This is a genomic window from Cochlodiniinecator piscidefendens, assembly GCF_011326755.1.
Taxonomy (GTDB): domain Bacteria; phylum Pseudomonadota; class Alphaproteobacteria; order Rhodobacterales; family Rhodobacteraceae; genus Cochlodiniinecator; species Cochlodiniinecator piscidefendens.
The window spans coordinates 133,259-151,928 of the sequence record NZ_JAAOIE010000002.1 but is presented as its reverse complement, the minus strand read 5'-3'; the positions used below and the strand labels follow the sequence as shown (position 1 = coordinate 151,928).

At 51.3% G+C, this 18,670-nt stretch carries 20 protein-coding genes; 11 read left to right on the top strand and 9 right to left on the bottom strand.

Translation table 11 applies throughout. The features are described from left to right. The first annotated feature begins 37 nt into the window (after nucleotides 1–37). The 4 genes from G9C99_RS05495 to G9C99_RS05480 are packed head-to-tail and all read left to right on the top strand — an operon-like array spanning nucleotide 38 to nucleotide 3,895. A complete protein-coding gene (locus tag G9C99_RS05495; RefSeq protein ID WP_166416455.1) occupies nucleotides 38–958 on the top strand; it encodes a dihydroneopterin aldolase in 921 nt (306 codons plus the stop codon). Nucleotides 959–977: 19 nt separating this feature from the next. Beyond that, entirely contained in the window at nucleotides 978–1,991 is a 1,014-nt protein-coding gene (gene folP, locus G9C99_RS05490) for a dihydropteroate synthase (RefSeq protein WP_166416454.1), read from the top strand. Nucleotide 1,992: 1 nt separating this feature from the next. Then, the gene (glmM, locus tag G9C99_RS05485; RefSeq protein ID WP_166416453.1) at nucleotides 1,993–3,342 is read left to right on the top strand and encodes a phosphoglucosamine mutase; all 1,350 of its coding nucleotides are present in this window, start codon (nucleotides 1,993–1,995) and stop codon (nucleotides 3,340–3,342) included. Nucleotides 3,343–3,397: 55 nt separating this feature from the next. After that, nucleotides 3,398–3,895: a hypothetical protein gene (locus G9C99_RS05480; RefSeq protein WP_231703994.1), complete on the top strand. Its 498-nt coding sequence runs from the start codon at nucleotides 3,398–3,400 to the stop codon at nucleotides 3,893–3,895. Here G9C99_RS05480 and G9C99_RS05475 read toward each other — a convergent pair whose 3' ends face one another. Both G9C99_RS05475 and ilvC read right to left on the bottom strand, forming a co-directional pair. After that, entirely contained in the window at nucleotides 3,896–4,813 is a 918-nt protein-coding gene (locus G9C99_RS05475) for a DMT family transporter (protein WP_231703993.1), read from the bottom strand. A 90-nt stretch (nucleotides 4,814–4,903) separates the two neighbouring features. Then, nucleotides 4,904–5,926 carry a ketol-acid reductoisomerase gene (gene ilvC / locus G9C99_RS05470; RefSeq protein WP_166416452.1) on the bottom strand — a complete coding sequence of 341 codons (1,023 nt, stop codon included), beginning with the start codon at nucleotides 5,924–5,926 and terminating at the stop codon, nucleotides 4,904–4,906. A gap of 134 nt (nucleotides 5,927–6,060) precedes the next feature. Between ilvC and G9C99_RS05465 the strand changes: the two genes are divergently transcribed. The 3 genes from G9C99_RS05465 to G9C99_RS05455 all read left to right on the top strand — a co-directional run bounded on the left by G9C99_RS05465 (nucleotide 6,061) and on the right by G9C99_RS05455 (nucleotide 8,193). Next, a complete protein-coding gene (locus tag G9C99_RS05465) occupies nucleotides 6,061–6,519 on the top strand; it encodes an Lrp/AsnC family transcriptional regulator (protein ID WP_166416451.1) in 459 nt (152 codons plus the stop codon). Then, nucleotides 6,516–6,986, top strand: a complete 471-nt coding sequence (locus G9C99_RS05460; RefSeq protein WP_166416450.1) for an Lrp/AsnC family transcriptional regulator — start codon at nucleotides 6,516–6,518, stop codon at nucleotides 6,984–6,986. Before G9C99_RS05465 ends, G9C99_RS05460 begins: the two co-directional genes overlap by 4 nt. Before the next feature lie 76 nt (nucleotides 6,987–7,062). Then, a complete protein-coding gene (locus G9C99_RS05455) occupies nucleotides 7,063–8,193 on the top strand; it encodes an aminotransferase class V-fold PLP-dependent enzyme (RefSeq protein WP_166416449.1) in 1,131 nt (376 codons plus the stop codon). A gap of 16 nt (nucleotides 8,194–8,209) precedes the next feature. Here G9C99_RS05455 and G9C99_RS05450 read toward each other — a convergent pair whose 3' ends face one another. The 3 genes from G9C99_RS05450 to G9C99_RS05440 all read right to left on the bottom strand — a co-directional run bounded on the left by G9C99_RS05450 (nucleotide 8,210) and on the right by G9C99_RS05440 (nucleotide 10,445). Next, entirely contained in the window at nucleotides 8,210–9,409 is a 1,200-nt protein-coding gene (locus tag G9C99_RS05450) for a UbiH/UbiF family hydroxylase (RefSeq protein WP_166416448.1), read from the bottom strand. A gap of 64 nt (nucleotides 9,410–9,473) precedes the next feature. Next, a complete protein-coding gene (locus G9C99_RS05445) occupies nucleotides 9,474–9,722 on the bottom strand; it encodes a hypothetical protein (RefSeq protein ID WP_166416447.1) in 249 nt (82 codons plus the stop codon). A gap of 75 nt (nucleotides 9,723–9,797) precedes the next feature. Then, a complete protein-coding gene (locus G9C99_RS05440) occupies nucleotides 9,798–10,445 on the bottom strand; it encodes a pyrimidine 5'-nucleotidase (RefSeq protein ID WP_166416446.1) in 648 nt (215 codons plus the stop codon). A gap of 97 nt (nucleotides 10,446–10,542) precedes the next feature. Between G9C99_RS05440 and G9C99_RS05435 the strand changes: the two genes are divergently transcribed. Next, nucleotides 10,543–11,187 carry a GntR family transcriptional regulator gene (locus G9C99_RS05435; RefSeq protein WP_166416445.1) on the top strand — a complete coding sequence of 215 codons (645 nt, stop codon included), beginning with the start codon at nucleotides 10,543–10,545 and terminating at the stop codon, nucleotides 11,185–11,187. On the opposite strand, the gene G9C99_RS05430 is transcribed toward G9C99_RS05435, so the two are convergent. From G9C99_RS05430 to carA, 3 genes are all read right to left on the bottom strand, one after another. After that, the gene (locus G9C99_RS05430) at nucleotides 11,184–11,609 is read right to left on the bottom strand and encodes a hypothetical protein (RefSeq protein WP_166416444.1); all 426 of its coding nucleotides are present in this window, start codon (nucleotides 11,607–11,609) and stop codon (nucleotides 11,184–11,186) included. The genes G9C99_RS05435 and G9C99_RS05430 overlap by 4 nt on opposite strands. Before the next feature lie 29 nt (nucleotides 11,610–11,638). After that, on the bottom strand, nucleotides 11,639–13,090 hold the full coding sequence (locus G9C99_RS05425) for a glycosyltransferase (RefSeq protein ID WP_166416443.1): 1,452 nt from the start codon (nucleotides 13,088–13,090) through the stop codon (nucleotides 11,639–11,641). 80 nt (nucleotides 13,091–13,170) lie between these two features. Next, complete coding sequence (gene carA, locus G9C99_RS05420) at nucleotides 13,171–14,349, bottom strand: glutamine-hydrolyzing carbamoyl-phosphate synthase small subunit (protein WP_166416442.1); 1,179 nt, start codon at nucleotides 14,347–14,349, stop codon at nucleotides 13,171–13,173. 210 nt (nucleotides 14,350–14,559) lie between these two features. Between carA and G9C99_RS05415 the strand changes: the two genes are divergently transcribed. From G9C99_RS05415 to G9C99_RS05405, 3 genes are all read left to right on the top strand, one after another. Further along, nucleotides 14,560–15,018, top strand: a complete 459-nt coding sequence (locus G9C99_RS05415) for a GatB/YqeY domain-containing protein (RefSeq protein ID WP_168713258.1) — start codon at nucleotides 14,560–14,562, stop codon at nucleotides 15,016–15,018. A 209-nt stretch (nucleotides 15,019–15,227) separates the two neighbouring features. Further along, a complete protein-coding gene (locus G9C99_RS05410; protein ID WP_231703992.1) occupies nucleotides 15,228–16,304 on the top strand; it encodes a TIGR03032 family protein in 1,077 nt (358 codons plus the stop codon). A 37-nt stretch (nucleotides 16,305–16,341) separates the two neighbouring features. Next, nucleotides 16,342–17,241 carry a hypothetical protein gene (locus G9C99_RS05405; protein WP_166416441.1) on the top strand — a complete coding sequence of 300 codons (900 nt, stop codon included), beginning with the start codon at nucleotides 16,342–16,344 and terminating at the stop codon, nucleotides 17,239–17,241. Between the two features lie 82 nt (nucleotides 17,242–17,323). Here G9C99_RS05405 and G9C99_RS05400 read toward each other — a convergent pair whose 3' ends face one another. Beyond that, complete coding sequence (locus tag G9C99_RS05400; RefSeq protein WP_166416440.1) at nucleotides 17,324–18,571, bottom strand: cation:proton antiporter; 1,248 nt, start codon at nucleotides 18,569–18,571, stop codon at nucleotides 17,324–17,326. Nucleotides 18,572–18,670: the final 99 nt, after the last annotated feature.

Here is an 18,670-nt window from a genome sequence, read left to right as displayed (position 1 = left end):
GTATGTTCGCGTCGAATCCTTTGAGGAAAGACGCTTTATGACCGATGAAATAAAACTCGCCTTTGCGCATCCACTTGACCGATCAGAGGCAACCGCGGCCGTGCCGTGTGATCGCCTGTCTTTACGCGATCATATTGTCGAAGTGGAAATTGGCGCGTTTCAGGTCGAACGTGATCTAACGCAGCGGGTGAAATTCAATATCGTTGTTGAATTGAAGTCCTATACCGGCCCATTGGATGACGATGTGGATCGGATCCTATCATATGATGCCTTGACCGAAGCGGTGGCGATCGAGCTTGCTGCGGAACGGTTGAACCTTCTCGAAACTTTAGCGGAACGCGTTGCTGACCGTATTTTGTTGGAGCCCCAAGCGCTGCGCGTATTTGTGCGTATTGAAAAGCTTGACCGGGGTCCGTTTGCGCTTGGTGTGGAAATTGTGCGCGACAAAAAGCAAAGCGCGCCAACGCATGAGGCCGAGTCGACTGCGGTGCCCCCACGTGTTGTGTTTTTATCAAACGCCGCGTTGGCATCAGAAAACCTATCGCTTTGGTTGGCTGAGCTACAATCTGATCCCGTGCCTGCAATCCTGTGCGTCGAAGCGGCAAACACAGTTGTTCCAACAGCCCAAACTGCGGCGGCGCAACGCCATATTGATCTATTGGCCATTGAACAGAATGCTTGGGTCTTGGCCGCGCTCGATCAACGATGTGCCGTTGTCGAAACCCGGACAGAGCTTGATTGGACAACAAAAAACAATCACATTAGCGTCTGGGCACCGGGTAAAATTGTTTTGGATTTTGTTGCCAATGACGGGGCTGTTCCCAGCGCTCCGTTGGAATTGGCAAAATGGTTTTCCGAGCAATTGAACGCCGTGGATTTTGTCGCGGTCGGAGACCTAGATGTGAAGACCGTTGTCGCCCGTCTGGTGAGCGAAACAGCCCGCAGTCTTCTGGCGTAGTTAGTGTAAGGGACAGATCATGAAAGAGTATTTCCTACCCATTTCGATGATGGGGGATGCGCGCCCGGCTTCAGCTCGATCCATAGCGGGCGGATGGTGTTGGTTTACACATGCTGAACGTTTAACGCGTGAGGGTAAGGCCGAGGTGGTTGAGGTCTCTCAAATTCCAGCGGATGTTTTAGAGAAAATTACCGCGCCCCGGGCTTCTATTGCGGGTTTGGACTTTGATGCGCCACGTTTGATGGGGATATTGAACGTCACACCGGATAGTTTTTCTGATGGTGGGCAGTTTAATGCACCCCAAGCTGCACGCGAACGGATCAAGGTCATGATCGCGGAAGGTGCTGAAATTATCGATATCGGTGGCGAATCCACGCGTCCAGGCGCAGAATATGTACCCGTGGACGAGGAATGCGCGCGCACCGTTCCCGTGATTTCAGCGATCAGAGAGGATATCGATGTTCCGATCTCTATCGACACGCGCAAAGCAGGGGTCGGGCGCGCAGCGCTAAAGGCGGGGGCGAGCCTCATTAATGATGTGTCGGCTTTTACGTTTGAACCAGAGCTGGCCGCTGAAACCAAAGCGGCCAATGCCCCTGTCTGTTTGATGCACGCGCAGGGGGATCCAACCACAATGCAAGCTAATCCCCAGTATGACGATGTTTTGCTGGATGTATTTGATTTCCTTGAGGAACGTATTGGTTATGCGCGCTCATTAGGGATCAGTGCTGAGCAGATTATTGTTGATCCGGGTATTGGGTTTGGCAAAACGCTTGACCACAACATCGCGCTTCTCAAAGGGATTAGCCTGTTTCATGGATTGGGATGTCCGATCCTGCTTGGCGTTTCGCGTAAAAAGTTTATCGGTACGCTCGGAAACGCCCCTTTGGCAGAAGATCGCGCGCCTGGTTCAATCGCTGTTGCTATGGCTTCTCTTACCCAAGGTGTTCAGGTATTAAGAGTCCATGATGTTGCACAAACACGGCAAGCATTAAGCCTGTGGAATGCATCTTTTTTTGGGATGGTGAATTAATATGACAAAAAAACTTTTTGGGACTGATGGTGTTCGGGGATTGGCTAACACTTACCCGATGACCGCCGATATGGCATTAAAACTTGGTGCAGCCGCCGGACGCTATTTCCGCCGGGATGGGTTGAACCGTCACCGCGTGGTGATTGGTAAAGATACGCGCCTATCTGGCTACATGATTGAAAATGCGCTTACGGCTGGTTTGACCTCAACCGGTATGAATGTATTGCTGCTTGGGCCCGTGCCTACACCTGCCGTTGGTTTGCTGACGCATTCGATGCGTGCGGATTTGGGGATTATGATTTCAGCGAGCCATAATCCCCACCATGACAATGGGATCAAATTCTTCGGCCCGGACGGCTTTAAGCTGTCTGATGAGGCTGAGATGGAAATCGAAGCTATGGTTTGTGGCCAAATAGAACCCTGCAAGCCGCAAAACATTGGTCGTGCCAAACGAATTGATGATGGGCGTGGGCGGTATGTTGAGTTTGCAAAGACCACGTTTCCGGATCGTCGCAAATTGTCTGGTATGAAAGTTGTCGTTGATTGCGCCAATGGTGCTGCCTATCGCGCGGCACCCGAAGTTCTGTGGGAACTTGGCGCAGAGGTGATTTCAATTGGCGTTTCACCGAATGGTTACAATATCAACGATGGTTGTGGTTCAACAAACACGGCTGCTGCCAGCGCTGCTGTTCTCGAACACGGGGCTGACGTCGGGATTTGCCTGGACGGTGATGCTGACCGTATCATGGTGATTGATGAAAAAGGCGAAGTTGCTGACGGCGATCAAATCATGGGACTGTTGGCACGTGGTTGGGCGCGTGATCAACGTTTGCAGGGTGATACGTTGGTGGCAACGGTCATGTCTAACCTTGGTCTGGAACGGTTTTTGCAAGGCGAAGGTATTGCGCTTCACCGCACGGGTGTTGGGGATCGTTATGTCGTCGAAGCAATGCGTGCCAACGGTTATAACTTAGGTGGGGAACAATCCGGTCACATTGTGATGACTGACTATGCAACCACCGGCGATGGGCTTGTCGCTGGGCTGCAGTTTTTGGCGGAAATGGTTCGTACCGATCAACCGGCTAGCGCGCTGACTTCGGTTTTTGATCCGGTGCCGCAGATGTTGAAAAATGTGCGTTTCGCGCCAGGAATGTTGCCGATGGACACGGATACCGTGAAAGAAGCAATCGCAGATGGCGAAGCCCGCTTGGCTGCCACAGGTCGTTTGTTGGTGCGCAAATCAGGTACTGAGCCTTTGATCCGCGTCATGGGCGAAAGCGAAGACGAAACGCTGCTGGAAAATGTCATCGACACGATTGTCGAAGCTGTCGAAACTGTCGCTGCAGCGTGATTTGACTTTGTAATTCTCCCGTTCCATGACTTAGGCATTAGAACGGGAGAATTACATGAAGATACCTTTTACAACTCTGTTTGCTGCTTTGATGGTGCCGGGCGTGGCTTTGGCGGATATGGAAGCACAGGTAACATCCCCATGGGATGGCGTGCGTGTACCTGCGGGGCAGCATTGCGCTTTGCAAGGTGGGCAGGGGGCGACACCGCCAATTCAGGTCACCGGCATTCCTGATGGCACAGTCATGATTGTCGCGGAATACAACGATCGCAGTTATCAGCCATTGTCACGAAATGGGGGGCACGGCACGCTTGGCTATCCAGTGTCTGGCAGCTCAGCAAACCTGCCATCGGTTCCGGGCGTAAGTGCTAATCTTCCCCATGGGGTTATTGTTGTTCGCGCGGCGCGTGGCACCGGACAATACGCCTCACCGGGATATTTACCGCCATGTTCTGGTGGACGGGGAAATCAATATTCTGTTGACCTCAAAGCGGTTGACGCAAGCGGGCAGGTTTTAGAAACACTGCGCCGCGTGCGGCTTGGGCGCTATTAATTAAGCGCGGGGTGTCGCTGTAAACAATCGTTTGAGCGCACCCCATTGGCTGAGGGCCACGCCTGACAGGATGAGCACCAAAGCAAACACCAGACTGGATGGTAAAGGTTCGCTGAGGATAAGCGCGCCAAGCACCACAGACCAGACAGGCACCTGATAGTTTACGAGGCTCATGAAAGTCGGGCCTGCGGACCGTATGACAAGAACCCGCAATAGATTTGCCGCCGCTGTGGGAACCAGACCAAGAAACAACAGCGCAGCAGATGTAGAGGCATCAGGCAGCACAGGCGGGCCTTCAACCGCAAAGGCGATCGGGATGACAACAAAAGACCCCATAATCAGCATCAAAGACGCAAGACCAATCGTGTCGATTGGCGGGAGCTTACGCACCAAAATCGAATTGATCCCATAACAGGCCGCAGCACTAATGCAGGCCACTCGACCAAATAACTCAAGCTGGGCGCCTGTGCTTTCAAAAGCCTGACCGCCGATCATTATCACAACGCCAATAAACCCAACAATAAAGCCGAATGTTTTGCGCAGCGTCATTTGTTCGCCGGGCACAAAGAAATGGGCAAGCGGCAAAACAATAAGTGCAACGGCAGCCATAGAAACGCCCGCAAATCCAGACGTCACATATTGCTGCCCCCAGCTGAGCAACATAAACGGCAATGCGGTATTAAGAACCCCGATCATTGCGATAGACAGCCATGGTTTTTCAGCGTCAGTGAGAAACAGCTTAAACCCACGCGCCCCCCAAATTGCAGCCATCAGCAATGAGGCGAACCCAATGCGCGATGCGGCCAGCCAAAACGGGGTTATGCCGCGCAAAGCAATTTCAATGATTAAGAACGTACCGCCCCAAGTGAACCCCAATATGGCGATCATCACCCAGTCTGCGCGTTTGATTTCTATCATTAAATTGCCCCTGCCAAAATGAAATGACCCCAGCACATGGCCGGGGTCAAATAACTTACTTCGATGTATCTGCGTTGATGCAGAAGAAGCTTAGTTCTTTGCTTTGTCGACCATTTTGCCTGCAGAAATCCAAGGCATCATGTCACGTAGTTTTTGACCAACAACTTCGATTTGGTGCTCGTCGTTTGCGCGACGGGATGCTTTGATGGTTGGCTGACCAACGGCATTTTCCAGCATGAAGTCACGAACGAATTTACCGGACTGGATATCCTGTAGGGATTCTTTCATGGCTTTCTTTGTGGCTTCGTATGGCAGGATACGTGGGCCGGTGACGTACTGACCGTATTCCGCTGTGTTGGAGATTGAGTAATCCATGTTCGCGATGCCGCCTTCATAGATCAGGTCAACAATGAGTTTTGTCTCGTGCAGACACTCAAAGTAAGCCATCTCAGGTGCGTAGCCAGCTTCAACAAGGGTTTCAAAGCCCATACGGATCAATTCAACGATACCGCCACACAGAACAGCTTGCTCACCAAAGAGGTCAGTTTCGCATTCTTCACGGAAGTTGGTTTCGATGATGCCGGAACGACCGCCGCCGATTGCGGAACAGTAAGACAAGCCAACTTCTAGCGCTTTGCCGGATGCGTCTTTGTCAACGGCTACGAGACAAGGAACGCCGCCGCCTTTGGTGTATTCGCCGCGTACGGTGTGACCTGGGCCTTTAGGCGCCATCATGATGACGTCGATGCCTTCTTTAGGCTCGATCAGACCGAAGTGTACGTTCAGGCCGTGTGCGAATGCGATTGCAGCGCCCGGACGGATGTTGTCGTGAACGTATTTCTTGTATGTTTCTGCCTGAAGCTCATCTGGCATTGTGAACATGATCACGTCACACCAAGCTGCGGCTTCTGCGATGCCCATAACTTTGAGGCCTTCAGCTTCGGCTTTCGCTGCAGAAGCAGATCCTTCGCGCAATGCGACAACAACGTTTTTCGCGCCGGAATCACGCAGGTTCAACGCGTGTGCGTGACCTTGGGAACCGTAGCCAAGAATGGCAACGTTTGCTTCTTTGATCAGGTTAACATCGCAATCGCGATCGTAGTAAACGCGCATAGCAGCGGTCCTTTTGTCTGGTGTACGTTGCGGTGCAGAATAGTCAGATAAACGGGAATGAAAATATCTTTCTTGAGTTTATTTTGCAAATTGTGAAATAATAATAATCACAAATGTGAAAATTCGGATAAATTATGCAAATTGACGATATTGATCGCCGTATCCTTCGCTATTTGCAGGCAGAACCAAGCCTGTCGACGGCGGAACTGGCCGAAAAAGCACGGATTCCCGCGGCGACCTGTTGGCGGCGGCTGGAGAAATTAAATCAAATCGGCGCCTACAAAGGCCAAGAAGCAGTAATTGACTGGGCAGCCCTTGGGTACTCGGTCGAGGTGTCATTGCGGGTCACTTTGGATAAAACGGAACCACGGGCCTTTGACGATTTTATCGAAGCGGCCCGTGAGGTGCCTGAGGTCTTGGAAATTCAGACGTTTCTAGGACGGGTCGATGTACGCCTTAATATCTTGGCGCGCGATATGGCGCATTATCAACATGTGTACCGCAGCCAAATTCTAACATTGCCCCATATCGCGGATATTGAGGCACTGATGCAAATCGCGACAATCAAGACGGCCAAAGGATTACCATTATGATCGAACTGGATGACATCGATCACGCGCTGTTGCGCGCGCTTAGCCGTGACGCCACACAAAGTGCGGGCGCGCTTGGGAAACTACATGGCCTGTCGCAGCCTGCGACTTGGCGGCGTATTCGCCGGCTTCAGGACGCAGGTATATTAAAAGGGCGTCGCGCGATACTTGATGCGGAAAAACTGGGCTTTGGAGTCACTGTGTTTCTGGGGATTAAGCTCGCGACCAAAGGTCGCGTCAGCCTTGAGGATTTTGAGCGCGCGATTTCTGCAATTCCTGAGGTGCAGACCGTTGAACACGTTTTAGGGCTCTATGATTATAGGGTACGGGTTGTAGCCCGTGATTTAGCGGATTTTGAGCGGGTTTTGCGCCGTCGGATCATGACAATGCCGGGGATAGGGGACGTTGAGGCAAATGTTTTATTGTCCGAAGAACGCCGTCCCGGTCCATTACGTGGTGTCGCGAGCTGACGGTACACAAAAGTATTCTTTGCCAGAATGAAATTGCCTTGCTAACGCTTGCCAAACGCCTTTGGAGGAGCGCGACATGACTGCCTTAAGAACTGATATCGATCCAGATGGATTGTTGGAATTTTCTGTTGTTTTCACAGACAGATCCCTGAACCACATGAGCGCAAAATTTCAGGGCGTCATGCGCGACATCTCTGAAATTCTCAAAGGTGTGTACAATGCTGATGCCGTTGCTTTGGTACCCGGTGGCGGCACATATGCGATGGAAGCAGTTGCGCGCCAGCTCGCGACAAATAAAAAAGCACTGGTTATCCGGAATGGGTGGTTTTCCTATCGTTGGACCCAAATCTTTGAAATGGGCTCTGTGCCATCAGATGAAATCGTGATGAAAGCCCGCCGCAGCGGTAACGCGATTGACGCACCGTTTGCACCGGCACCTATCGAAGAAGTCACTGCCAAAATTCGTGAAGAACGCCCCGAAGTGGTGTTTGCCCCGCATGTTGAAACCTCTTCTGGTATGATCTTGCCTGATGATTATCTGAAAGCAGTTGCAGACGCGGTCCATGACGTTGGCGGTTTGTTTGTGCTGGATTGCATCGCGTCCGGCTGTGCTTGGGTCGACATGAAAGAAAGCGGCGTAGACGTTTTGATTTCAGCGCCACAAAAAGGGTGGTCTGCGTCACCGTCAGCGGGTCTCGTCATGATGAACGCTGCCGCCGTTGAAAAAGTAAAAGCCACACAATCAACCAGCTTTGCTGTTGATCTTGGCAAATGGTTGTCAATCATGGAAGCCTACGAAAGTGGCGGCCATGCTTATCACGCGACCATGCCGACAGATGCCTTAACTGATTTCCGTGATACCATGGTTGAAACCCGTGAATATGGTTTTGATAAATTGTGCAAAGCGCAGTGGGAGCAAGGCAATCGTGTACGTGCGGCATTGGCGGCACGTGGTATCAAATCTGTCGCTGCTGAAGGTTTTGGCGCGCCGGGTGTTGTGGTGAGCTACACCGACAATGGCGAAGTGCAAACCGGCAAAGCCTTTGCAGCGCTTGGCATGCAGATCGCGGCGGGTGTTCCGCTTCAGTGTGACGAAGGCCCAGATTACAAAAGCTTCCGTTTGGGGCTGTTTGGACTTGATAAACTTTATGACGTGGACGCAAGCGTTCAACGTCTCGAAGATGCACTCGACAAAGCGTTGGCTTAAATTTGATTGGGGGCGCTTAACGCGTCCCCAATCCCGCCTTCATCAGTGTTTTGCGCAGCGGTGCAATGGAATAAAACGCATCCAACGCCCCGGCGCGTAAATCACGAAGACCCTGTGCCCCCATCATTGAGGCACGGTTGAGCGCATCAATTCCAGTGACGCGCATTTTTACTTCGGGATGGCGACGACGGTTGTAGGTCGCCAGCATCGCCCGCGTGCCAAGGGTTGCAGGATCGGCCTGCGCAAGTTCCAACAAAACACGCAAATCACCCAAGCTCATGTTCAGGCCCTGCGCCCCAATTGGTGGGACAACATGTGCGGCCTCGGCGATCAGGGCTGTGCGTTCGCCTTCCATTCGTTCAGCAACTTGGCTGATGATAGGCCAGACCGTGCGCCGGGACGCGAGGCTCAACGGGCCTAAAATTTCGCAAGAACGGATGTTCATTTTTGCTTCAAATTCCGCATCATTTAGCGCAGCGAGGCGCACCACCTCTGGTCCGCGTTCCATCCAAACAATAGCAGAGCAGGGAACGCCATCACGATCAGGCAAAGGAACCAGTGTAAATGGCCCACCCGAACGGTGGATTTCGGTAGAAACATTGTCGTGGGGGATTGGGTGCGTCACGGCAAAGGCCAGTGCCTTTTGCCCGTAGCGTGTGGTTGTGGCTTCGACGCCAATTGCTTCGCGTACAGGTGAGTTTCGGCCATCGGCCCCGATCAACAGTTTGGCGGAGATTTTGCTGCCGTCACTTAAATGCACAAGCGCTTCGGCTTCGCGGGTTAAAACACGTTTTGTCCCGACACCTGAGCGAAAGGATACATTTTCCATCGTTTCAAGATGTGCGACCATTTCGCGCCGCAGCAACCAATTAGGCAGGTTCCAGCCAAACGGATTGTCAGTGATATCCGAAGCATTGAAGTCTTTGATGACACGCGGCTCAGCAATTGCACCGCCGGCATCAATGATGCGCATCACCTGCAGTGGTGCAGCGTAGGAACTGAGCCTGTCCCATAGGCCGCAGTTTTCCAATAGGTTCTGTGCAGGTTGCAAAAATGCAGTGGTGCGTAGGTCGGAATTTGCGTCACTGGCCTTTGTCACCGGGGGGGTCGGATCGACACATATAACTGAAAACCCAGCTGCGCCAAAGGCAGCCGCTGCGGTAAGGCCGGCAACCCCACCACCAGAGATTAAGATATCAGTTGAGTGTTTTGTCATCTGCGCACCTCTTTTTTCCCTTCTTAAACTGAAGGAGGTGGAAGGTCCAAGCGTCAGACTGTCCTTATTCTCGGGTGATCAGATACAATAAGAAAAAGATAACGGGAACCGAGAATACTGCAGGAATATACAGTCCGGGAATGCCAAAAATGATTGTAGAGCTTGCCCATGCGCTTATGAGCGCAACGAGAAGATACCAGATGTTGTTTTTGTCACCGAATAACAAATCCTTAGCGATCCATCCAACAACCGGAAGGCGCAAGAATAAACGGGTTCCAGCAGAAAGTTGGTCTGGGGTTGTTTCGGTGGCCATGTGAAATACTCCTGTTCGCCCCGTATATGTGGGGGCGAACATCAAATTTTTCCAGCGTCCACATTGTCGCGGTGACTATGAGGTGAGTTTTGAGACAAACGCCGTCAGATCATCAGTGTGATGGTGAATGAACGGCGCATCAAACTGTTCGGGGGCGACGTGGATTGTCCGCATTCCCATGTCATGAGGGGCGGCGAGATTGCGCGCGTCATCTTCAAACATGGCAGACGTGCTTGGTGTAATACCATCTTTGCCAAAGACGGTTTCAAAGGCGCGGCGTTCTGGTTTTGGGTGAAAGTCGGCGTGTTCAACGCCGTAAACTGCATCAAATATTCCGTCTAAGCCACGGGCTTTTAACACATTTTGCGCGTAGGGTGCGGTGCCGTTCGTATAGACAATTTTGCGGCCGGGCAGAGATTGAATACCGCTTCGTAAGGTGAGGTCAGGCGATAATCCGGAAAAGGAAATATCGTGTACATCCACCAAATAACCCTCGGGATCAATATTGTGTTCGCGCATAAGCCCCGCGAGAGTCGTGCCATATGTTTTCCAATAATGATGGCGTAAATGGTCTGCTTCGGGTTTTGGAACGTTTAGAATATCCATGACCCAAGCGGTCATTTTGACCTCAATTTGATCAAATAAAGCCGCTTCCGGCGGATAAAGCGTGTTGTCGAGGTCGAAAACCCAGGACGTCACGTGAGAAAAAGACTGTTTTACCATGACGCATTGCTAAAGGGAGCTGTCGCGTTTCACAAGCTATCTTGCGAAGTTGGGTCGTATAAAGGATGATAGAAAAAATTCCTCAAGGAGCGCAGAGATGAGCGATTTTAGACCGCCACAAAAAGATGCTTATTCATTGATCCTTGAGGCTATTGATGTGGGTGCGTTTCGGCCCGGTGATCGACTGGTCGAAAGCGATCTCGCTGATCGTTTTGGGATGTCTCGGACCCCCATTCGCGAAGCTTTGCAGCGGATGGAAACGCAATCCTTGTTATCACGTGATGGGCGTAGTTTGATTGTATCCTCTCTGGATCACAATCAACTTGCTGAATTATACGTCGTGCGTTCAACTCTTGAAGGTTTGGCGGCTCAGCTCGCAGCACGTCATGCGGCGCCCGAGGAAATCCGTGTGTTGCGGGAAATGGTCGAAGAAGATCATGCATTGCTGGATGATCCTTCTGCGCTTGCACGCGCCAACCGCCGGTTTCATAAGCAGATCCACCTCGCGTCGCATAATCGCTATCTGGTGCAACAATTGGATCTTGTGCATCGCTCAATGGCGCTGCTGGCGTCAACATCTCTGGCGGCTGAAGGGCGAGGGCAAAAGGCGTTGGAAGAACATGCCGCTATCGTTGCCTCTATTGAAAATGGCGACGGGGACAGTGCTGGACAGGCATTGCAAGCACATATTTCAAAAGCGTTTGAAACACGTTTACGTTTGGACGCAGAAAACACCAATTAACCATCTTGATCTGTGATGTGAATGTGGTTGGGTTGAAAGGCGCCATGATCCGTCTTGTCCCAATAAAAGGGACGGGTCAGGATTTCGTAAAACCCCTTATATGAGGCCAGTGCGGCCAACGGGTAATAAAAGTGTAGTGTGGGCACCCAGCGCTTTAGCTTTTGATGCTGTGTCCTGGAAACTGCGCGCATGCTGATGAGAATGGTCGCGATTTCTGTTGTGAAAAAGATTACTCCTATCGTCCAAAGGGTTGCGCTGCTAAGAAATTCTGACAAAGGGTGGTAATATCCAAACGGTATAGCCCAAAAGGACCAGAGGGCCGGGGCGAAGAAAAATTGTGATAATGCCCCAAGAAACGTAATTTGAAACCCGATGAATTTCCACCAGCCGAGTTGCTGGAGCAGCATTTTGGGTGCACGCATGTGAACAGCCCAAGTCAGGGCGTAACCCTTTAACCAACGTGAACGTTGTTTGATCCATGGAATATAGCGGCAGTTTGCCTCTTCCTGAGTGACCGTTTGGATGAGTTGGGTGGAGTACCCGTGGCGGGCAGTCTTATTCCCAGATCGGCATCTTCGGTGACGTTATGGGCATCCCATCCGCCAAGTTTTTCTATAGCTTCTCGGCGAAAAAACATCGTTGTCCCGCCGAGAGGGATAGCCAAACCCAATCGCAACATGCCGGGTAATATTACGCGAAACCACGTTGCATATTCGATTGCAAAACATCGCGAAAGCCAATTGGTTCTGGCGTTGTAAAAGTCCAGAACCCCCTGAACACACGCGACTTCTGGCCCATTGTTTTGAAAAGCTTCGACGATCTTTTTAATTTGATCATGGGCTGGTGCATCCTCGGCATCATAAATACCAACGATTGATCCTCTGCAAAAATCAAGTGCATAGTTCAGTGCGCGTGGTTTCGTGCGAATGCTGCCTTCAGGTACAACAATAACGCGCGCCCAGCTGGGCAGTTCTGAGCGTGCAATACATTCTTTCGTAAGCGTGTCATCATTTTCGACAATAAGGCAAATATCCAAAAGCTCCCGCGGGTATTCCAGCTTTTGTAACCTTGCTATCAATTGGGTCGCGACTTCCTGTTCTTTAAAAAGTGGAACCAATACTGAAACACAGGGTATTCGCGCAGAGGCCAAAGGCGTCGCTGCCGAAGGATCAGCGGTTTGCCGCATTGGCTTTTTGTGCATGATCGCTGCCGCTATTTTGAGCGAAGACGATGCGATAAGTGTAAATACGGCCCAAGCGCAAATCACCCCAAGCAATAATGTTGGAAATAACATAAGCCCTGCGATCAAACAGGCCAAGACAGCGGTTATGCCAACGGATAAAAACGGCTTGCGCCATCGCCGACAACTTTCGTCCTCAGGTACCCGAGTTTCCGCGCCAAACGTGAGCTGGGGTTCAAAATGTGATTGTATGGTGCCAATGAGCTGGGCTTCGGTTGCAATTGCCAGAAATGGAATACCGTACTCTTTGGGTAAAACATCTAAAAATGCGTCAAATCCTTGAGGATCTGAAGTTGCGAAAACAGTTCCCCCAGATAAGGATTTCCAAGGAAGGATTTTATATTTCAGGCATGTCGCGTGACCCAGCTGTTGCATTAAACGCGGGTCAGGTGGTGATGTTTCCAAGTCGACAGTTTGGCAGTTCCAAATTTGTTCAAGCGCTGCACGCAGTTCGGATTTTGTGACGTAGCCGCGTGCAAATAAGGTTTGGGAAAATACGCAATCCTGCCGCCGGTGAATGGCGCGGGCTGCGTCGTATGCTTCGGGCGTAAGTGCCCCCATACGAATGAGAGCCTGCCCCAGACGTTCATCGGCTGTTTCGCCTGGCAGATCATCATGTGATGTTCGCCTACAGCTTGTAAACTCTAGCTTTTTTAGCTCCATAAAAAAACCCTACGCAGTTTGCACTGGTAGGGTCTTTCTAATTGGTTAACATGCCGTTAACTTTTAATATTTCTCGAACGTCAGGCTTTTCTTTCTGCCATAGCTTCGGCGAAACGCTCAAAAAGGTAATAACTGTCCATTGGGCCTGGACTCGCTTCAGGGTGGTGCTGAACAGAATAAACCGGACGATCAACCATGCGCAATCCGCAGTTTGACCCGTCAAACAGCGAAACATGGGTTTCGACAACACCTTCGGGTAAGGATTGGCTGTCGACAGCAAAGCCGTGGTTCATAGAAGTGATTTCGACTTTTTTCGTGTCGATTTCTTTCACCGGGTGGTTCGCGCCGTGGTGGCCGTGGTTCATCTTTATGGTTTTTGCGCCTAAGGCAAGCGCGAGCATTTGGTGGCCAAGGCAAATACCAAAAACCGGAAGCTCAGTGGTTTCCAAAATCTCTTTGATCATTGGAACGGCATATTCACCGGTGGCCGCGGGATCGCCCGGACCATTTGATAGAAAAACGCCATCAGGATTGTGCGCAAGAATATCAGCGGCAGTGGATTGTGCAGGAAGAACCGTAATGTCACAGCCAGCAGAGGCAAGGCAGCGTAAGATATTGCGCTTTGCGCCGTAATCAATCGCGACCACTTTGTGCTTTGGTGCGTTCTGCGGGGTGTACCCATCAGGCCAAGCCCAACGCATTTCATTCCATCTATAGCTTTGGGTGCAGCTCACATCTTTGGCGAGGTCTAGACCTTCGAGCCCAGAAAATGCGCGTGCTTTGGCGACCAATGCGTCGGTGTCGAAGTTTCCGTCTGGATCGTGGGCAATTGCAACATGCGGCGCACCCTGTTGACGAATGGCGCGGGTCAGGCGACGTGTATCAATGCCGCCGATGCCAATGCGACCACAGCCAGACAGCCAATCCGTCAGTTCGGCTTCGGTCCGCCAGTTTGACGCAAGCGTTGGATCCCATTTTACGACCATGCCAGCGGCGACGGGAACGTTGGTTTCGTCGTCTTCGGCGGTCGTGCCGGTATTTCCGATATGTGGAAAGGTGAAGGTCACGATTTGCCCAGCATATGAGGGGTCCGTCATGATTTCCTGATAGCCGGTCATTGCGGTGTTAAAGCAAAGCTCTGCTTCGGCTTCACCTGTCGCGCCAAACCCTTTCCCGTAGAACACTGTTCCATCCGCAAGCGCGAGGCAGGCGGTGGGTTTTTCTGTGATGGCTGCGGTTGCTGTGCTTGCAACGGACATGGTGCGACTCCCCAAATGTCAAATTGTCGGGAAACTATGTCTATGGACCCGCAGGGTCAAGCGAAAGCCGCGCGGTATTTTTGTTATTTATAGTGTGCTGATCACCCTTATAGCCGCTTTTATTACACGGTTGTAACAAATCGCTAGTGGGGATAGGGTGCGCTTCTGACGCAAGCTTGGATACCTTTTGGGGTTAAGGAACCGATAGACATGCAAAATCAAATAAAAGCCGCATTAAAAGATGCAATGCGTGCAAAAGATGCTGAGCGCCTATCAACGCTGCGCTTGGTCACTGCGGCGATCAAAGACCGTGAAATCGCAATGCGCGGTGAAGGCAAAGAAGTGTCAATAACAGACGCTGATGTTTTGGCTATTCTGAGTAAGATGGTCAAACAACGTCAAGAAAGTGCGCGCGCCTACGAAGAAGGCGGTCGGCTTGAGTTGGCGGAAAAAGAACGCAGTGAGATTGAAATCATCGAAGAATACCTGCCACGTAAGCTAGATGAAGAAGAAACCAAAGCGGCCGTCGATGCTGTTGTTACTTCAATCGGCGCACAGGGTATTCGCGACATGGGTAAAGTCATGGGCGCGTTGAAAGAAAAATACACAGGCCAAATGGATTTCGGAATCGTTGGCCCGATGGTCAAAGACCGGCTCGGCCAAATCTAATAATCTGACACATCGTCAAAACCGAATGCCCCGGATCGCAAGATCGTCGGGGCATTTTTTGTGGTTAAGTTAACAAAAGGTGCATTAAACTCTATTCAGGGTTGTAGTCTTTTGATATTCCTTAAAATAATCAAACATTGTTCTTTTAAGAGTTCTGGTGGGGGATCATTAATGGTATCTAATAATCCGTTCGCTTTCGGGTTTTTCATTTGACCGGGTCGCAATCTCAGGCAACGAAAACCGCCGTTAAACCGGAATTTTCCTTTTCTGCCGGTATGGGGGCGTTTCTTGCACAGCAGAACGTAAGCCTGTTGGCGTCGTCGTATCAATCCGGTTTCATCTATGGTCTTGGTCGTAATCTAGAAACGGGTGGGTTGAATTTACACCAAGGAAAGTTTCTGCGTCCTATGGGGTTGGCCATGGGGGATGTGGGTCAACTGCTATTGGCGACCGAACATCATGTCATGCGCTTTGAAAACGTGTTGCAGGCTGATCAACGCATTAACGGGCGCTATGATGCGTGCTTTGTTCCGCGACTGATGCATTTTACCGGGCGGTTGGATGCCCATGATACGGGTGTAGACGAACAGGGGCGCGCCGTGTTTGTGAACACGCGCTACAATTGTTTGGCGATGACGTCGACCCAGCATAGTTTCACGCCGATTTGGAAACCGAGCTTTATTGATCGGATCGTTGACGAAGATCGCTGTCATCTAAACGGGATGGCCATGCGCGACGGTCAACCGGCCTTTGTGACGGCTGTGTCGCGGTCAAACACCATCGATGGATGGCGAGATCGCCGCGCCAGTGGCGGTGTGGTGATCGATGTCGCGCGTGATAGGGTGATCTGCGAAGGGCTGTCGATGCCGCATTCCCCGCGTTGGTATCAAGGAAAGCTATGGTTGCTGAACGCTGGCACAGGCGATCTTGGATATGTTTCAGAAGATGGTCAATTTGTGCCGTTGGCCTTTTGCCCAGGCTTCTTGCGCGGTCTTAGTTTTGTTGGGGATTATGCCATTGTTGGCCTTTCGCGGCCACGGTACGGACGGTTTAAGGGGCTCACACTGGATGAACGGCTCGCCGCGGCGGATAGTGAACCTTGGTGTGGCATTCAGATTATCAACCTGAAAACTGGCGAATGCGCCGAATGGTTCCGTATCACGGGGGGCGTGGATGAACTTTACGATGTTCTCGCTTTGCCGGGGGTGACCACGCCAATGATGCTGCCGCCTGATGCGCCCGAAACCGTAAAACTAATTACCTTTGATCAAAAGACCAGCCAATGACGCAGGGTCTATTTAACGACGTAAACGGAGTTTAAGAGTGAAATTTTATGCCCACCCCGACAGTAAGCCTCAAAACCGGACATTGCGTGGCGGTCGCCTGACCAAGTGGAAAGGCCGTGCTGTTAGCATTTCACCTGCATTGGGCGTCATAAGTGCTGCGCTTTTGATGTCGTCCCCGGTGTCTGCAACGACATGCACCGAAATTGGCGTATCTCGTTACGTTTGTTCTGGTGAAACAGGGACTGCCGATCCTCGAACAACCCACACGCTTGGTGCTGACCGCGTGACTGTAACAGATGTGGTGATTGAGGGTAGCTTTGGGGCGAATACGTCTGACACAGATGCCAGCAATATCGAAATCATAGATGGCATGGGCAACGGGCTTGAGATCACACCAGAAGCTGGCGCCGTTATCCATGAGCTAAGCGCGACGAGTTTTGGCACTGGGGCGCTGGTCATTGACACGACTGCGGCCACGGTGAACGGCATCGGCGCTGAAAATCACGGTACAGATTTGCTTATCACGACAGGTGAAGTTTCAAACAACGTTTCAGTTATAGGCGATTACCTTAGAGGAGTAGCCGAGTACGTCTTTGGCGTGAATGCAGCCAATCATGGGTCGGGGGCGCTCGTTATCGATACCACCGCGGATGACCTGAGGATACCGACCAGCAGTCTATATGATATTTCAAGAGCGACCAGAGATTCAATTGTCGCGGAAAATCACGGTACAGATTTGACAATCACGACTGCGGGATCGCAGTGGATCACCGCGACCCAATTTGGCACCGGCGATGTTGCGATTGATACAACGGGCGGATACAGCAACGCGATTGTTGTTGAAACCGTTGCAAACCCTGATGATGCAACAGGCCGGGAGGTCACGATCACCACTGCCGATGTCGGTCGGATATCGCGTATGCCATATGGGCTGTAAAGCCGTGTCCAAATTTGGTTGCTCAAAAGGAAGTTTGGTCAATTGATAGGCCTCATTCAATTTGAACACCATTTTGAATGGATTACATCAAATCCGGTTCCCGGCCAAATTTACTTGCGACTTTGGTGACGGTTAGGCCCTGAACGATAATCGAGAACAGCACAATCACATAGGTCGCGGTCAGGATGAGTGGTTTCCATTCACTGTCAGGTAAAGACAAGGCCAAGGCAACGGATATGCCGCCCTTCAGGCCACCCCATGTCATAATGGGAATGACACCTGGTGAAAAGGTGCGGAAGGGCTTCAGCAGCGTCACAGGGACAGCTACAGCCGCAAAGCGCGCAATCAAGGCCAGCAAGATGGCAAAGGCACTCGCAATCAACGCATCACCAGAGAAGGCAATTGCAAACACTTCAAAGCCAATCATAAGGAAGAGAACCGCGTTCAGGATTTCATCAATCAGCTTCCAGAATGCATTCACGTATTGGCGGGTTTCTTCGGACATGCCGTACTTTGTTCCGATGTCCCCAATCAATAGGCCGGCACATACGGCCATGATAGGCGCTGAGACATGGAGGTACACCGCAAGCTCATATCCACCAAATGCCAAGCCAAGCGTGATAAGCACCTCTAGGGAGTAGTCATCAATACGACGCATCACTCTGAAGGTCAGCCAACCAAGCGCAATACCTAAGGCAGCGCCGCCAATGGCCTCTTGGACAAACAGCTTAGCTGCATCTGCTAAGCCTGAGGCATGATGATCATCCGCAGGGAAGGCAATACCAACCAACACGAGGAACACAACATACCCAACGCCATCGTTAAACAGGGATTCACCAGCGATCTTAGTCTCAAGAGATTTGCGGAGGTTTGCCTCTCGCAATACGCCCAGCACGGCGACGGGGTCTGTCGGAGAGATCAGCGCCCCAAATACCAGCGCAATTGCGAATGGCATACCCGTTAACCAGCTAAAGCCCGTGCCAACCACAAGGGTAGACAAAGCAATGCCCATAGTCGCCATAAGAAAGACAACGCGCCATTGTTCCCGAAGATCCGAAATCCGCACATGCAACGCGCCCGCAAAAAGCAAAAGCCCAAGCATGCCTTCCAGCAAAGCGTCAGAAAAATCTACACCCGTTACAACAACGCGCACTTGGTCAGCCACACCAAGGGTCGGCATAAGAAGGTCAAGCCCAAGTATCCCAAAGGAGGCAAACAAAGCGACGACAAGAATGCCAATTGCGCTGGGCAGTTTTAAGAACAGATAGTTTATTGCGCCAAATGCGCCCGCCATAACGATAAGGAGGGATGTAATCTGTAAGAGGTTCATCAGAGCGCCTGCCTGTTTTTAATATGTGTCAACGTCTTGGTAGCACGGCAGAGTTCAGAGGAAAACAGCTTGACGTTGTGGCATCATGCAGTTTGTGTG

Coding starts and splice junctions, on each gene's coding strand:
- G9C99_RS05495 (WP_166416455.1), top strand. CDS start 38: ATGACCGATGAAATAAAACTCGCCTTTGCGCATCCACTTGACCGATCA.
- folP (WP_166416454.1), top strand. CDS start 978: ATGAAAGAGTATTTCCTACCCATTTCGATGATGGGGGATGCGCGCCCG.
- glmM (WP_166416453.1), top strand. CDS start 1,993: ATGACAAAAAAACTTTTTGGGACTGATGGTGTTCGGGGATTGGCTAAC.
- G9C99_RS05480 (WP_231703994.1), top strand. CDS start 3,398: ATGAAGATACCTTTTACAACTCTGTTTGCTGCTTTGATGGTGCCGGGC.
- G9C99_RS05475 (WP_231703993.1), bottom strand. CDS start 4,813: ATGATAGAAATCAAACGCGCAGACTGGGTGATGATCGCCATATTGGGG.
- ilvC (WP_166416452.1), bottom strand. CDS start 5,926: ATGCGCGTTTACTACGATCGCGATTGCGATGTTAACCTGATCAAAGAA.
- G9C99_RS05465 (WP_166416451.1), top strand. CDS start 6,061: ATGCAAATTGACGATATTGATCGCCGTATCCTTCGCTATTTGCAGGCA.
- G9C99_RS05460 (WP_166416450.1), top strand. CDS start 6,516: ATGATCGAACTGGATGACATCGATCACGCGCTGTTGCGCGCGCTTAGC.
- G9C99_RS05455 (WP_166416449.1), top strand. CDS start 7,063: ATGACTGCCTTAAGAACTGATATCGATCCAGATGGATTGTTGGAATTT.
- G9C99_RS05450 (WP_166416448.1), bottom strand. CDS start 9,409: ATGACAAAACACTCAACTGATATCTTAATCTCTGGTGGTGGGGTTGCC.
- G9C99_RS05445 (WP_166416447.1), bottom strand. CDS start 9,722: ATGGCCACCGAAACAACCCCAGACCAACTTTCTGCTGGAACCCGTTTA.
- G9C99_RS05440 (WP_166416446.1), bottom strand. CDS start 10,445: ATGGTAAAACAGTCTTTTTCTCACGTGACGTCCTGGGTTTTCGACCTC.
- G9C99_RS05435 (WP_166416445.1), top strand. CDS start 10,543: ATGAGCGATTTTAGACCGCCACAAAAAGATGCTTATTCATTGATCCTT.
- G9C99_RS05430 (WP_166416444.1), bottom strand. CDS start 11,609: ATGCGTGCACCCAAAATGCTGCTCCAGCAACTCGGCTGGTGGAAATTC.
- G9C99_RS05425 (WP_166416443.1), bottom strand. CDS start 13,090: ATGGAGCTAAAAAAGCTAGAGTTTACAAGCTGTAGGCGAACATCACAT.
- carA (WP_166416442.1), bottom strand. CDS start 14,349: ATGTCCGTTGCAAGCACAGCAACCGCAGCCATCACAGAAAAACCCACC.
- G9C99_RS05415 (WP_168713258.1), top strand. CDS start 14,560: ATGCAAAATCAAATAAAAGCCGCATTAAAAGATGCAATGCGTGCAAAA.
- G9C99_RS05400 (WP_166416440.1), bottom strand. CDS start 18,571: ATGAACCTCTTACAGATTACATCCCTCCTTATCGTTATGGCGGGCGCA.